Origin of the sequence: Klebsiella variicola, assembly GCF_000828055.2 — a bacterium.
Classification (GTDB): domain Bacteria; phylum Pseudomonadota; class Gammaproteobacteria; order Enterobacterales; family Enterobacteriaceae; genus Klebsiella; species Klebsiella variicola.
Genome location: NZ_CP010523.2, coordinates 3,024,769 through 3,037,680, shown reverse-complemented (window position 1 = coordinate 3,037,680; position 12,912 = coordinate 3,024,769). Strand labels below are relative to the sequence as shown.

At 62.7% G+C, this 12,912-nt stretch carries 14 protein-coding genes and 1 pseudogene; 9 read left to right on the top strand and 6 right to left on the bottom strand.

Annotated elements, in window-relative coordinates; genetic code table 11:
* Nucleotides 1-4 precede the first annotated feature (4 nt).
* The 4 genes from tssF to SP68_RS14300 all read left to right on the top strand — a co-directional run bounded on the left by tssF (nt 5) and on the right by SP68_RS14300 (nt 3,929).
* Nucleotides 5-1,759 (top strand): type VI secretion system baseplate subunit TssF, encoded by a 1,755-nt coding sequence (gene tssF / locus SP68_RS14315; protein WP_040968431.1) that lies wholly within the window; start codon nt 5-7, stop codon nt 1,757-1,759.
* Entirely contained in the window at nt 1,723-2,808 is a 1,086-nt protein-coding gene (gene tssG / locus SP68_RS14310; RefSeq protein ID WP_040968432.1) for a type VI secretion system baseplate subunit TssG, read from the top strand. Before tssF ends, tssG begins: the two co-directional genes overlap by 37 nt.
* On the top strand, nt 2,786-3,328 hold the full coding sequence (tssJ, locus tag SP68_RS14305) for a type VI secretion system lipoprotein TssJ (protein ID WP_040968433.1): 543 nt from the start codon (nt 2,786-2,788) through the stop codon (nt 3,326-3,328). Before tssG ends, tssJ begins: the two co-directional genes overlap by 23 nt.
* Before the next feature lie 106 nt (nt 3,329-3,434).
* Nucleotides 3,435-3,929 carry a hypothetical protein gene (locus SP68_RS14300; RefSeq protein WP_040968434.1) on the top strand — a complete coding sequence of 165 codons (495 nt, stop codon included), beginning with the start codon at nt 3,435-3,437 and terminating at the stop codon, nt 3,927-3,929.
* Between the two features lie 66 nt (nt 3,930-3,995).
* On the opposite strand, the gene bdcA is transcribed toward SP68_RS14300, so the two are convergent.
* The gene (gene bdcA, locus SP68_RS14295; RefSeq protein WP_008805173.1) at nt 3,996-4,709 is read right to left on the bottom strand and encodes an SDR family oxidoreductase; all 714 of its coding nucleotides are present in this window, start codon (nt 4,707-4,709) and stop codon (nt 3,996-3,998) included.
* A gap of 73 nt (nt 4,710-4,782) precedes the next feature.
* On the opposite strand from bdcA, the gene SP68_RS14290 reads away from it, so the two are divergent.
* Complete coding sequence (locus SP68_RS14290) at nt 4,783-5,376, top strand: TetR/AcrR family transcriptional regulator (protein ID WP_008805172.1); 594 nt, start codon at nt 4,783-4,785, stop codon at nt 5,374-5,376.
* A 4-nt stretch (nt 5,377-5,380) separates the two neighbouring features.
* Here SP68_RS14290 and SP68_RS14285 read toward each other — a convergent pair whose 3' ends face one another.
* Nucleotides 5,381-6,136 (bottom strand): SDR family NAD(P)-dependent oxidoreductase, encoded by a 756-nt coding sequence (locus SP68_RS14285; protein WP_022066352.1) that lies wholly within the window; start codon nt 6,134-6,136, stop codon nt 5,381-5,383.
* Between the two features lie 158 nt (nt 6,137-6,294).
* On the opposite strand from SP68_RS14285, the gene SP68_RS14280 reads away from it, so the two are divergent.
* Entirely contained in the window at nt 6,295-7,173 is an 879-nt protein-coding gene (locus SP68_RS14280) for an AraC family transcriptional regulator (protein WP_012968392.1), read from the top strand.
* Between the two features lie 50 nt (nt 7,174-7,223).
* On the opposite strand, the gene SP68_RS14275 is transcribed toward SP68_RS14280, so the two are convergent.
* Together SP68_RS14275 and SP68_RS14270 are read right to left on the bottom strand one after the other, a co-directional pair.
* Nucleotides 7,224-7,430 carry a YdgH/BhsA/McbA family protein gene (locus tag SP68_RS14275; protein WP_004179576.1) on the bottom strand — a complete coding sequence of 69 codons (207 nt, stop codon included), beginning with the start codon at nt 7,428-7,430 and terminating at the stop codon, nt 7,224-7,226.
* Between the two features lie 25 nt (nt 7,431-7,455).
* Nucleotides 7,456-8,385, bottom strand: coding sequence for an aromatic alcohol reductase (locus SP68_RS14270; protein WP_022066350.1), 930 nt, complete (start codon nt 8,383-8,385; stop codon nt 7,456-7,458).
* 138 nt (nt 8,386-8,523) lie between these two features.
* On the opposite strand from SP68_RS14270, the gene SP68_RS14265 reads away from it, so the two are divergent.
* Complete coding sequence (locus SP68_RS14265; RefSeq protein ID WP_040968435.1) at nt 8,524-9,429, top strand: LysR family transcriptional regulator; 906 nt, start codon at nt 8,524-8,526, stop codon at nt 9,427-9,429.
* 19 nt (nt 9,430-9,448) lie between these two features.
* Here the strand turns inward: SP68_RS14265 and SP68_RS14260 are convergent, their stop codons facing one another.
* On the bottom strand, nt 9,449-10,372 hold the full coding sequence (locus SP68_RS14260; protein ID WP_040968436.1) for a LysR family transcriptional regulator: 924 nt from the start codon (nt 10,370-10,372) through the stop codon (nt 9,449-9,451).
* Between the two features lie 87 nt (nt 10,373-10,459).
* Here SP68_RS14260 and SP68_RS14255 point away from each other — a divergent pair.
* Both SP68_RS14255 and SP68_RS14250 read left to right on the top strand, forming a co-directional pair.
* Nucleotides 10,460-11,330, top strand: a pseudogene (locus SP68_RS14255) (MBL fold metallo-hydrolase).
* Nucleotides 11,323-12,234, top strand: coding sequence for an NmrA/HSCARG family protein (locus tag SP68_RS14250; protein WP_039103219.1), 912 nt, complete (start codon nt 11,323-11,325; stop codon nt 12,232-12,234). The pseudogene SP68_RS14255 and the gene SP68_RS14250 overlap by 8 nt, the downstream one beginning before the upstream one ends.
* A gap of 56 nt (nt 12,235-12,290) precedes the next feature.
* Here the strand turns inward: SP68_RS14250 and SP68_RS14245 are convergent, their stop codons facing one another.
* Nucleotides 12,291-12,839 carry a TetR/AcrR family transcriptional regulator gene (locus SP68_RS14245; protein WP_038422425.1) on the bottom strand — a complete coding sequence of 183 codons (549 nt, stop codon included), beginning with the start codon at nt 12,837-12,839 and terminating at the stop codon, nt 12,291-12,293.
* Between the last annotated feature and the right edge of the window lie 73 nt (nt 12,840-12,912).

The following is a 12,912-nucleotide window of genomic DNA, read 5'->3' as shown; positions in this document are numbered from 1 at the left end:
ATTTATGGACGATTTAACCCTGCGTTATTACGACGCTGAAATGCGCTACCTGCTGGAAGCGGGTGAAGAGTTTGCCCGTGCTCATCCTGAGCAGGCGGCAATGCTCAATCTCGACAAAGCGGGCGCCCGCGACCCCTTTGTCGAGCGCCTGTTTGAAGGTTTTGCCTTCCTGATGGGGCGCATGCGCGAGAAGCTCGATGACGATCTGCCTGAGCTGACCGAAGGCGTGGTCAGTCTGCTGTGGCCACATTATTTACGTACCATTCCCTCGATGTCGGTCGTGGAGTTCACCCCCGACTGGCCGGAAATGAAAGAGCCGATGACGATGGCCAAAGGCTTTGAAGTGCTTTCCCGGCCGATCGGTGAAAAGGGCACGCGCTGCCGGTACACCACCACCAAAGCGATCGCTCTGCAGCCGTTATCTCTTGAGCACGCCCGGCTGGCCACCGATACGGATGGCCGGTCGGTGATCACGCTGCGCTTTACCTGCAGCCAGCTGACGGACTGGAGCCGGGTCGATCTCAGTCATATCCCGCTCTACTGCAACGCCGATGCACCGCTGGCCTGCGCCATGCACGAGGCCTTTACCCTCAATGTGGCCCGGATGTGGCTGCGCATGTCCGATGAGGTGGACAGAAGGCCGCTGGACGGGTATTTCAGCGCGCTGGGATTTGGCGAGGAGGACAGCCTCTGGCCTGAAGATGGCCGCAGTTTTCGCGGTTACCAGCTGCTGCTGGAGTATTTTACCTTCCGCGAAAAGTTCATGTTCATCGATCTGCGCGGGCTGGAGACGGTGGCTTTTCCGGCCGGACTGGCGTGGTTTGAAATCGACGTCGTGCTGGCGGAACGCTGGGAACATGACTTCCGCTTCAGCGAAAAGCAGCTGCGCCTGCACTGCGTGCCAGTGATCAACCTGTTTCCGCTGGAGTCCGATCCGCTGACCATCAATTCCCTGCAGACCGAATACCCGCTGCGCCCGATGCGCGTGCAGGACGGCCACACCGAAATTTACACCGTCGATTCCGTGATCTCCTCGCACCAGCAGGTTTACGCGCCGTTCTCAAGTTTTCGCCACAAAGGCGGCATGATGCGTCATGACGCGGCGGACTATTACTATCATACCCGGGTGCGCCGTGGCCCCTCCGGGCTGTACAACACCTGGCTTATCGTCGGCGGAGAAGCCTTCGACAATCATACCGTACCGGAAGACGAAAGCCTGTCGCTGACCCTCACCGGAACCAACGGCCAGCTGCCGCGTCGCGCGCTGCAGAGCACCGTGCTCGATACGGTGATGAAAACCACTTCCGCCAGCGTCGCGGTGCGTAACCTCTGCGCACCAACGCTGCCGTGCTATCCCCCGGCCCAGGACCGCTTTCACTGGCGGGTGCTGAGCCATCTGGGCAGCAGTTTTCTTTCCCTGATGGACAACGCTGAAGTCCTGCGCGGCACCCTGGCGCTGTATGAATGGACCGACAGCGAGATGAATCGTCGGCGTCTGGAAGCCATCCTCGACGTGAATCACCGCGCAACAGAGCGCTTTGCGCAGGGCCATCTGGTGCGCGGCGTGCAGATTGAAGTCACCCTCGACAGTCACGGCTTTGCCGGACGAGGCGACATATGCCTGTTTGGCGAGATGCTTAGCCGCTTCTTTGCGCTCTACACCGACATCTACTTGTTCAACCGCCTGATTATCATTCTGCAACCAACCGGAGAACGACTGGAATGGGAAGAGAAGCACAGCCGACGCATTCCCGGCTGAACCCGCGGCTGGAAGCCGACCTGCCGCGGATCAATTTTTACCGCTTCTGCCAGCTTCTGGAAAAGCGGCGTCCCGGCCAACCGCTGATGGGGGGAACCAGCCATCCAACTGACGATCCGGTGCGTTTTTACCCGCATCCGGGAATGGGATTTCCCGCCAGCGAACTGAAAGCCGTGGAATACGATGAGGCCGATGACAGCAGGCCGCCGGTCATTCGCACCACCTTTATGGGGTTGTACGGTGTCGATTCGCCGCTCCCGACGGCATATCTCGATGATATCGCCCAGCGCAGGGAAGGGCATGAAGCGCTGCAGGGCTTACTGGATATCTTCAGCCACCGGATCATGACGCAGTTTTACCGCATCTGGCGGAAATACTCCTGGCCCGCCACCTTTGAGCCTGGCGGCACCGATCGTCTCTCGCAGTCGCTGCTGGGCCTGGCGGGGTTGGGCATCCCCGGCACGACGCAGCATATCGCTTCGCCGGCGTCGCGCTTTCTGGCGCTAACTGGCGTGCTGCGGCAGCCTGGCCAAACCCAGCAGGGGATCCAGGCGCTGGTCACCCTGCTGGCCCCGGAGACCACCGTCAGGGTGAGCCCGTACAGTCTGCGTCCGGTGGCGATCAGCCAGCCGCTGGGGTTTTACGGCGATGATGACTTCTTACTGGACGGCAACACGCCGCTGGGTGACGAAGCGATGGACGCCAGCAGCCAGCTCCTCGTCGCCCTTACCACCGACAATCCCGCGGAGGCGCAGGGCTGGAAGCCTGACGGCCCGCTGTTTCGGGACTTTCTCATCCTGCTGCGGGTATACCTCGGCTGGCGATTCCGGGCCAACATCACCCTGACCGCGCCGACCCGACTGCTGGCTGCCCCGCCGCTGGGGGACGAGCCGTTCTGGCTCGGTATGAACGGCGTGCTGGGTGTGGGGGAGGGCGAGAGTCAGGACGATATTCCTCAGACCTTTACCACCGAGCTGGGTACCTATACGGGCCTGCAGCCTGCCACCTTTCTACAAGGAAACCGACGTGTTACGTACAAGTTTGACTAAAACCGCCTGCCTGCTGCCCCTGCTTGCGCTTTGTCTGAGCGGGTGCGGGCTCACCCAGCGCGTCTCGGAGGGGACCAAAAATGCCTTCAACGCCGTTTTTTATAAGAAAATTACTACGCTGCATCTGGACTTTACCGCGCGTGAAGCGCTCAACACCGATGCCAGAGAGAATCACTCGCTCTCTGAACCGGTGGTGGTGCGCATCTATCAGCTTAAAGATCGCCAGACCTTTGACCGGCTGGTTTACCAGCAGCTGCTGGAGGAGGGGGATATTCTGCTCGCCGCCGATCTCCTCGCCAGTCGCGATGTGGTGATCAGTCCCGGAGGGGATGCCAGTCTGAATATGCCGCTGGAAGCGGAGGCGACGTTCGTGGCGGTTGTCGGCCTGTTCCGCCATCCGGACACCGAAAGAAATACCTGGAAGCAGGTGCTGGGGCGTGAGGAATTGGATCCGTACAAGCCGCGCATTTTTACTGCCGAACGCAACCAGCTACGGCTCAGGCCTGAAGCGGCGAAGTAACGTCGAAAACAAACATTTGCGGCGGGGCCATCGCGCCAGTTCGCCCTCAATCTTCGTAACCAGCGAACGGGCGATAACCATCTTCACCACAGTACAGGGAGATAACGTGACAGCGAGGGAACGTTTTTTTAAGAAACTGCAGCAACAGCAAAATCCGCGGCGGACAGCGGCCCTCGACGGGTCGGCCGCCGCGGATATCGCCAGGTTTCGCCAGCAAATGGCGGCGCTGGCTCAGCAGGTAAGTCAGTGGTTTGATGGAACCGGTATCGAGGTGGTGATGTCGACCCGCCACCTCCACGACCTGAGCACTCTTGGCTACAGTCTCAACAGCGGTATCTGCCGCTACGATATCCCGACCATCCGCCTGCAAAACGGCGAGCGCAGCGTCAATATCGTGCCGCAGCAGCTGTTGGATGGTGTGGAAAAGGGGATCGTGACGCTGAGTCTCGAGACACCCGGCGGTACGGGCTCCCGGGAGGTGTTTTATCTTAGCCTGGCCCCGGAGGAGGGCTGGATGATCCGCAAGGCGCACCAGTCCCCGCAAGCGCGGCTGATGCTTACCGAAGATCGCTTTTTTATGGCGGTCGACAGCCTGGCCTGAAGATCCCTGACAGGCGATGACGTTCCCGCGGCGGCGGTGCAAAGCGCGCATCGCCGCCCGGGGATATCAGGCGCCAAACGCGCCGTCGATGGTGTGCATGGCGCCCGTGACAAACGACGCCTCCGGACCGGCCAGCCACGCCACCATTCCCGCCACCTCTTCCGGGCGGCCGTGGCGCTTAATGGCCATAAAGCTGTGCATCAGCTCTTTCATCGGACCGTTCTCCGGGTTGGCGTCGGTATCAACAGGGCCGGGCTGGACGACGTTGACCGTGATGCCGCGCGGGCCAAAATCCCGCGCCAGGCCACGCGCCAGCCCCTGCAGGGCCGATTTGCTGACCGCATAGGCCGCCATTCCCGGCACCGGCATGCGATCGCCATTGACCGAACCGATGACAATAATGCGCCCGCCTTCCGGCATGCGGCGCGCCGCTTCCACGGAGGCATGGTAGGGGGCATGAATATTGATGCGGAACAGGCGATCGATGGCATCGCTGTCCTGCTCGAGGGCATCGCCGAAAATGGCGATCCCGGCATTGACCACTAACACGTCCAGCGGGCCGCTGTCGCGGACCAGGCTTATCACCGCATCACGATCGGCGCTATCCGCCTGCACCGCCGTGCTGCCGGTCTCCGCCGCCAGCCGCTCGGCCGCTTCCGGCGAACCGGAATAGCTAAACACCACCGATGCGCCATCGGCGACAAAACGCCTGACAATCGCCGCGCCAATTCCCCGACTCCCGCCTAAAACCAGCACTGATTTGTTGTGAAAGGCTGTCATATCCCGTACCTCATGATATTGTAGTGACGATTACAATATGCTGCGGCAAAACAGGCTGTCAAGGATTAATATAGTGACTACTACAAAATCAGGGCGTACTCCGGGACGTCCTCGCCAGTTTGATGCGGAACAGGCCATTGAAACGGCGCAACGCCTCTTTCACGCGCGAGGCTATGACGCGGTGAGCGTGGCTGATCTGACCCAGGCTTTCGGTATCAATCCCCCGAGTTTTTATGCCGCTTTCGGCAGCAAGCTCGGGCTGTATACCCGCGTCCTGCAGCGCTACAGCCAGACCGGGGCCATTCCCATCGACGCCCTGCTGCGAGACGACCAGCCGGTGGCGGCGTCGCTCATCGCCGTGCTGCAGGAGGCGGCTCGCCGCTATGTGGCCGATCCGGCCGCCGCCGGCTGTCTGGTGCTGGAGGGGGTACATTGCCAGGATGCCGACGCCCGAGGGGCGGCTGGCGAATGGCATGCCGCGGCAAGAGCCAAAATCCAGCAGTATATCGCCCGCCATCGCCCGCAGGACGCGCTGCGGGTGACTGACTATATGGATACGCTGATGCTTGGCCTGTCGGCGAAAGCGCGGGAAGGGGATAGTCTGCCGCGTCTCCTGGAGACCGTGCGGCTGGCAGGCCTGGCGCTGGAGCACATCCTGCCAGCCTGAGTCGTCAGATGGTTTGTCCGCCCGACACCTCGATCCGCTGGGCGGTCACCCAGCGGTTATCGTCGCGCAGCAGGCTGGCGATCATTGGCCCAATATCCTCAGGAACGCCCACCCGTCCCAGCGCCGTCATGGCGGCAAACTGCGCGTTAACCCCCGCGTCGTCCCGCACCAGCCCGCCGCCAAAATCGGTGGCGATAGCCCCGGGGGCGATGGTATTGACGGTGATGCCGCGCCCGCCCAGCTCGCGGGCCATGTACACGCTCAGCATCTCCACGGCCGCTTTGGCCGCAGCGTAGGCGGAGAAGCCAGGATAGGAGACGCGGGTCAGCCCGGAGGAGAAGTTAACGATCCGTCCGCCGTCTGCCAGCAGCGGCAGCAGGGTTTGTACGAGGAAAAATACCCCCTTAACGTGGACGTTAAACAGCCCGTCGAACTGCGCTTCGCGCGTTTCGGCCAGCGGGGCGAATTCGCCGTGCCCTGCGTTATTGATCAGGTGGTCGAAAGTGGCCCGCCCCCAGACGCTGGCCAGCGCGCTGCCGAGGCTGTCGGCGAAGGCCGGGAAGCTGGCGGTTTGCGCCATATCCAGCGGCAGGGCGATGGCCTTGCGCCCCAGGGCGCGGATGTCGGCGACCACCTCTTCCGCCTGTTCGAGATTGCCGCGGCAGGTGACGATGACATCCCCACCCTGGCGGGCGATATCCAGTGCAGTCTGACGGCCAAGGCCGCGGTTGGCGCCGGTAATAAGTGCAATCTTAGTCATGTTCGGTCCTCTCTGGTATGTTGAGGCTCTACAATAGGGGCCGCGCGTCAGACCGGGTTGCCCAATCCTTGTTATTTTTTGCCCATTTCTCTCCGTTCACTCCCTTTTCCCGGGAAATAGCGCATACTCAGGCTTTAAAACTTGCCTGAAAGGATCTTATGCGCGACGCCCTGTTCGATCTCTGCCGCCGGTTTGCCGATGCTCATGTCGATAGCAGCGGGGTGGCGGTTACCCCGGTTCCCGGCATCACCCTGGTGCGGGCCCTGCATCCTGGCGACCTGCAGGCGGCCATCGCCAGGCCGCTGGTGGCCATGCTGCTCCAGGGGCGCAAGAGCGTGACCACCGGCCTGGCGAGCTTTGACTATGGCCCGGGCGAGGCGATGGTGATTGCCGCGGATGTCCCCACCACCAGCCAGATCACCGAGGCCAGTCAGCGTTTTCCCTATTACGCGCTGGTGCTGGAGCTGGACCTGGCTATCCTGCGCGAGCTGCAGGAGGCCGGGCCGTCAGGGCCGGATGAGGCGCCCCGCGTTGGTATCGAACCGATGAACGCCGATGTGACGGATGCCGCTTACCGGCTGGCAAGGCTGTTTGAACAACCGGGGGCGCTGGCGGTGCTGGGGGAAGGTCTGCGGCGGGAGCTGCATTACTGGCTGTTGCAGAGTGTCCATGGGCCGGCCATTCGGGCGCTGGGCGCCGTAGACAGCTATTCGGCGCGGATCCGCCGGGCGGTGGCGATGCTGCGCCGGGATTTTATGCAGCCAGTCAGCGTCGACGCCCTGGCCGACGCCGCCGGGATGAGCGTCTCTGTCTTTCACCGTCATTTCCGCGCCATGACCACGCTGTCGCCGCTGCAATTTCAGAAGCAGTTACGCCTGATCCACGCCCGCCGCCTGATGTTGGCGGAAGGGATGAGCATTGCCCAGGCTGCCGGGGAGGTGGGCTATATCAGCGTGTCGCAGTTCACCCGGGAATACGCTCGCCTGTACGGCGCGCCGCCGGGCCGCGATCGTCGACGGGAAAAAATGAGCGCCTGACCTGGCGCGCGGGCAGGCGGCAGCTCATCCCTGAGCCTGACGCCGGTCGTTTAGTCCGCGATTTTCGCCGTGATATGCACTTTGTTGCCCATTCGCGCTTCAGTGATGCGATAGGTAGTCGCGCCCTCGCGGGCGGCCTGCTGGCGGATTTTGCTCTCCGCATGGTCCAGGGTATCGCCGGTGGCGGTGATGGTTCTGGCATTTGCCGCCAGAGGCAGCAGACAACTCAATACGATCAGTGGAATTAACTTGTTCATCGTCATTCTGTCCTGTGAGAGAAAATCAGCGCGCGGTCTGCAGCCAGCCGGCAATGTCCTGGGTCGGCAGCTGGTGGCGGGCATTCCAGGTGTCGCCCATCGGCCACCACACGCCATCCCCCCGGGCGAAGGCGGCGCGATAGCGCAGCATGGCGTCATCCGGGTCTGTCCGTAGCTGCTCCAGCAGGGCGGGCAGGGTGTGGAGGGCTTTGCTGAACGTCTGCTGCGTTACGCGCTCCACGGTATCTGCCAGCTGCCGGTAAGAGGTCGTTTCGCCGGCAACAAACACCACCTCGTTGACGATCCGCGGCTGATGCAGATAAATCGCCGTGGTCAGGCGGCCAATATCCGCCGGTGAGGTGACGGTCACCTGGGTATCCCAGCTGCCAAGGGCGTGAAGGGTTCGGTTGGATAAATTCACTACATCGAAGTCTGATTCGAAGAGAAAGCTGGTAAACATCCCGGTGGAGACAATGACCCACTCCGTGGCCCGCTGCGCGCGCAGCAGGGTCCGGACATCGTACTGCTCGTCCCAGACCGGCTGACCGCTGCCTTTGCCGACCACATCGTAATTGACGCCAAACTGCCAGGGAAAATAGCGGGGTACCCCGGCCGCCAGCACCGCGCGGGTAATTTTCAGCTGTGTCCCCGGACCGGCGACAAACCCCATGCAGTTAATCACGGTGGTGAATCCGCGAAACTGATCGGCCAGCGTCTCCATGGCGCTACCGGCGATGTCGACGGCGAGGAAGGTGGCTCCGGCGTCGGCCAGCGCCTGATGGTTTGCCGACCGCAGCTGGCCGGCTTCATCCCTGGCCGCCGGCGAGACGATAACCGAGACCGTGCCCTGGCGCTGGATCACCGCAGGCACCAACGCATCGAGAACGGCGGCGCCCAGTTGTCCTGCTCCCAGCACCAATACCTTTTCCTCATGATTAAGATTATCAGTTTTCATTTTGACTCCTTGCTCAGTTAAGCCTTGTACTGACTGGCTACAGGCTCAGTGTAGGGGGGCGGGCATCATTCGATAAGAACAGGATTTCGGGTTAGACTGTTCGTAATAATGGGATAATAATTGCCGGGGGAGTACGAAATGGACAGACTGGATGCCATGCAGTTGTATGTTGCGGTTGTGGATGCCCACAGCTTCGCCCGTGCGGCGGAGGTGCTCGGGCAGCCGCGCTCCACGGTATCGCGGGTGGTGAAGGAGCTGGAAGCCTGGCTCGGGGCGCAGCTTCTCCAGCGCACCACCCGCAAGCTCAGCGTGACGGCGGAGGGTCGCCGGTATTATGAGGAGTGTAAAAGGCTGCTGGCCGAGATGGCGGCGATGGAAGCTTCCTTTCCCGGGCGCTCGGCTCAGCCCGCCGGGCGGTTCAAGGTAGGGATGCCGCAATCCCTTGCCCGCCACTGCATTCTGCCGAGGATCGGCGAGTTTTTGCAGCAGTATCCCGACCTGGAGCTGATCCTCTGCTCAAGCGACAACGTGGAAGATATTATTCAGGAGGGATTCGACTGCGTGATCCGTACCGGGCGGATCGAAGATTCCACCACCCTGGTGGCGCGTCCTCTGGCTCGCTACCGCTGGATGGTCCTCGCCTCGCCGGCCTGGCTCGCGGCCCACGGCCGGCCGCAGAGCATCGACGATCTGCACCACCACCGGGCGGTGGGCTACCTGAACCACCGTACCGGGCGGACCATCGACTGGCTTTTCTCCCTCGATGACGGCGACTGCGCGATCCGTATGCAGGAGACGCTGGTGGTCGACGATACCGATGCCTACATTCAGGCGGGCATTCAGGGGCTGGGCCTGATCCGCGTCGCCAGCTATCTGGCGCAACCTTATCTGCAGAGCGGCGCGCTGGTCGCCTGTCTGGAGCAGGCCGCTTCTGATCTTCCCTTGTCGCTGGTCTATCCGCAAAACCGCTATCTGCCGCCGGCGGTGCGCGCGTTTTATGACTGGAGCAGGCGCGTTCTGCAACCCCCGCTCAGCGAGGCCTGATCCCGGGGCATCGGCCCGGTTATTGACCGCGCATGGCCTGTTTTAACTTCGCCACCAGCCAGTTCAGCGCCGGATCCTGCGCCCGGCGTTTGTGCCGCAAAATGCACAGCGTAAATTCCGGATACGCTACCGGCGGAGCGTCCGCACGCAACGCGTACTGCGCCTGCCAGCGCTGCGCCAGCCCCTGCGGGACGGTGGCGAACAGCGGCAGGGTGGTCAGCAGCAGGGGAAAGGTGGAGAAATTCTGCGTGGCAAAGCGCACGCGCCGCGCGAGTCCCTGGCTGGCGAGCTGGCGGTCTATTTCCCCGTGGCCGGTTTCACGATAGGCCACCATCACATGTTCCCAGGCGACAAAGTCGCTCACCGACAGCGGCCCGCGACAGGGGATCTGCTGCGGCGACCACAGAGTGGTGACTCCCATGGTCATCACTGGCTCGCTGACCACCTCCCCGCGGCTCTGTTTGTTGACAGACACCGCGACATCAATGCGCTCCTCCTCCAGCAGCTGGCGAACCTGGAAGGGGTCGGCGGCTATCGACTGCAGTGAGACCCCGGGCGCCTCCTGCATCAGCCCGGGTAACAGCTGGGGCATCAGCCAGTGTTCGCTCCAGTCGCTGAGGCCGATGCGAAAAAGCTGCTGTGCGCGCGCCGGGACGAACTCCCCGGCGCCAAACATCGCCGAATGCAGGTTTTCCATCAGCGGCTGCAGGTCGGTCATCAGCGCTTGCGCCCGCGGCGTCGGCAGCATGCCTCTGGCGCTGCGCACGAACAGCGGGTCGTCAAACATCTCGCGCAGCCGCTTCAGCGCCCCGCTGATAGCCGGCTGGCCAAGGTGCAACACCTCTGCGGTGCGGGTGACGCTCGCTTCGCGGTACAGCACCATCAAGACCGTCAACAGATTCAGATCGATACGACTAAAATCATTTTCAATGATTTTCTTCATTATGATAATCAATTTGAATGTGGGTTATCCCGGCAGCATAGTGAATCTCACCCCGATAAATCAACCAGCGCAATGCGCGCGGAGGGTGTGATGCAAACTTACCAGACAGGCGATAGCCTGATTTTCAAAGTGCCGGAGCGCGAGATTACCCTGCAGCCGGCGGCGCTCTATCCACAGGCGTTCCCGGTAGCGGAGGCGGAGGCCGTTATTCAGCCGATTGCGCTGTCGATCCACAGCTGGGTGGTGCAGACTCCCCACGATCTGATTGTTATCGATACCGCCACCGGCAACGGTCGGGAGCGCGGCGGCAATCCGCTCTATCATCAACTTAACACGCCGTATCTGGAGAATCTCCGCGCCGCGGGAGTGAACCCGGAGGACGTGACCCTGGTGCTACTGACCCACCTGCATACCGACCATGTCGGATGGAATACCGTCTGGCAGGACGATCGCTGGGTGCCGCTGTTCCCCAACGCCCGCTACCTGTGCTCGGCAAAAGAGCTGACGCGGGTGAAAAACAGCGAACGCTACCGGGCGCTGTGGCTCGACAGCCTGCTGCCGGTGATCGAGGCCGGCCTGCTGGAAACCGTCGATGTGGCGGCCCGGCCGCGGGTCGGCGGGCGGATCGCCTTTGTGCCCACCCCCGGCCACAGTCCGGACCATGCCGCGCTGATCCTCGCCGCCGGAGATGATTACGCCTGTTTCTCCGGCGATCTCCTTCATTCCCCGCTCCAGTTTGCCCATCCGCAGTGGAATTCAGCGTTCTGCGGCGATCCCCGACAGGCGGAAGCCTCCCGACGGGAGATGATGGCGTGGGGGGCAAGCCATCATGCTCAATGGTTCACCGGGCATTTTGCCGGGTCTTCCTGCGGCTGGCTGGAGGAGGATAAGCAAGGTGACTATCGCTGGCGAGAGGCCGGGCAACAAGCTGCAGATAAGGGGAAACAGTGATGAATAATGCGCAAAGCGTGTTGGTTTTTGGCGCGACCGGTCAGCAGGGCGGCTCGGTGGCGCGGGCGCTGCTGCACCGCGGCTGGCGGGTTCGGGCGCTGGTCAGGGATCCTTTCTCCGCCGGGGCCGCTGCGCTGGCGGCACGGGGAGCCGAGCTGGTGGTGGGTACCTTTGAAGACCGGGCGGCAATGCGATCGGCAATGGCCGGGGTCGACGGCGTCTTCAGCGTCCAGCCCAGTTCGCCGGGAGGGACGGTGACCGATGAGCAGGAGGTACGCTACGGGATAACCATCGCCGATCTCGCCGTCGAGTGCGGGGTGAAGCATCTGGTGTACAGCTCCGGCAGCGCGGCGGGGGAGACGCCCACCGGCGTAGCGCATTATGACACCAAAGCGGAAATTGAACGGCATATCCGCCGCCTGCCGCTGGCGGCGACCATCGTGCGTCCCGCCACCTTTATGGAGCTGTTGGTGATGCCCGGTTTTGGCCTTGATGAAGGTCATTTTCATTTTTTTATGCTGCCGGAGGGGAGGATGCAGGTGCTGGCGGTGGAGGATATCGGCCATCTAGTCGCGGCAGTTTTTGCCGCGCCAGCGCGGTTTGCCGGCAAGACGTTTGAGATCGCCAGCGACAGCGTGACCGGCCGTCAACTGGAGGCGTTATTCTCCGCGGCGGCGGGACGGCCGATCCCCTATTCGCGATTTTCCGATGAGGTGCTGGCCGCCAGCCCTTTTCTGCACAAGCTGACCGGGCTGGTGGACGACGGGCGGCTGGCCGGGCACGCCGACCTCGACGCCATGCGCCAGCTGCACCCGCAGCTGCACACCTTCGCCGGCTGGCTGTCCGGCCCTGGCCGTCCCGCCTTCGAGCGGGCGCTGACCAGCGGGGCCAACTGGGCGTTTAATCGTTAAAGGCGGGCGTACCGGTCACTCTCGAGGCGTGCTGTCTCGTCGGTGGCTGGCCGCCGCTAGGCGGCAGTCAGGATCGCGTCGGCCAGCACCGCTAAAATCCGCTCTGCGCGCGGGGCATGGGAGGGCTGCTCCCGTAGCCAGGCAAGCGCGGCAATCAGATCGAACAGTTCGTCTCCGCTGAGATCTGGCCGTGCCTGCCCGGCCTGCTGCGCGCGGGTCAGCAGCGACGTACCGGCGGCGCGCAGGGCAACGCAGGCGCTGTGCAGGGCGGACTCAGGATCGTCGATGGCGCTCATCAGCGGGGCGATGATCCCGCGATGCTGATGGGTAAACGCCACGCTCTCGGCCAGCCACTCCAGCAGCGCCGCGGCAGGATCGGCGGCGAGCAGAAGCGACTCAGCCCGGGCGGTTAGCGCCGCAAAGCGGCTGCGGAGCAGGGCTTCCAGCAGGCTGTCGCGGTTGGGAAAGTGGCGGTAGAGGGTTCCCATTCCGACGCCCGCCCGGCGGGCGATATCGCGCAGCGAGGCCTCGGCGCCTTGCTCCACGAAGACGTCCCGGGCCACGTCGATTAACAGATCATAATTTTTTCTGGCATCAGCTCTCATTGGCGTTCCTTGACAATCGGAGCACTGCTCCATATATTCGGAACAGTGCTCCGTTAAATATAACGCATTTCCA

Bases quoted from the DNA above. Each gene is read 5' to 3' on its own strand.
- tssF (WP_040968431.1), top strand. From the start codon at position 5: ATGGACGATTTAACCCTGCGTTATTACGACGCTGAAATGCGCTACCTG.
- tssG (WP_040968432.1), top strand. From the start codon at position 1,723: ATGGGAAGAGAAGCACAGCCGACGCATTCCCGGCTGAACCCGCGGCTG.
- bdcA (WP_008805173.1), bottom strand. From the start codon at position 4,709: ATGACAGCCTTTCACAACAAATCAGTGCTGGTTTTAGGCGGGAGTCGG.
- SP68_RS14285 (WP_022066352.1), bottom strand. From the start codon at position 6,136: ATGACTAAGATTGCACTTATTACCGGCGCCAACCGCGGCCTTGGCCGT.
- SP68_RS14280 (WP_012968392.1), top strand. From the start codon at position 6,295: ATGCGCGACGCCCTGTTCGATCTCTGCCGCCGGTTTGCCGATGCTCAT.
- SP68_RS14275 (WP_004179576.1), bottom strand. From the start codon at position 7,430: ATGAACAAGTTAATTCCACTGATCGTATTGAGTTGTCTGCTGCCTCTG.
- SP68_RS14270 (WP_022066350.1), bottom strand. From the start codon at position 8,385: ATGAAAACTGATAATCTTAATCATGAGGAAAAGGTATTGGTGCTGGGA.
- SP68_RS14265 (WP_040968435.1), top strand. From the start codon at position 8,524: ATGGACAGACTGGATGCCATGCAGTTGTATGTTGCGGTTGTGGATGCC.
- SP68_RS14260 (WP_040968436.1), bottom strand. From the start codon at position 10,372: ATGAAGAAAATCATTGAAAATGATTTTAGTCGTATCGATCTGAATCTG.
- SP68_RS14250 (WP_039103219.1), top strand. From the start codon at position 11,323: ATGAATAATGCGCAAAGCGTGTTGGTTTTTGGCGCGACCGGTCAGCAG.
- SP68_RS14245 (WP_038422425.1), bottom strand. From the start codon at position 12,839: ATGAGAGCTGATGCCAGAAAAAATTATGATCTGTTAATCGACGTGGCC.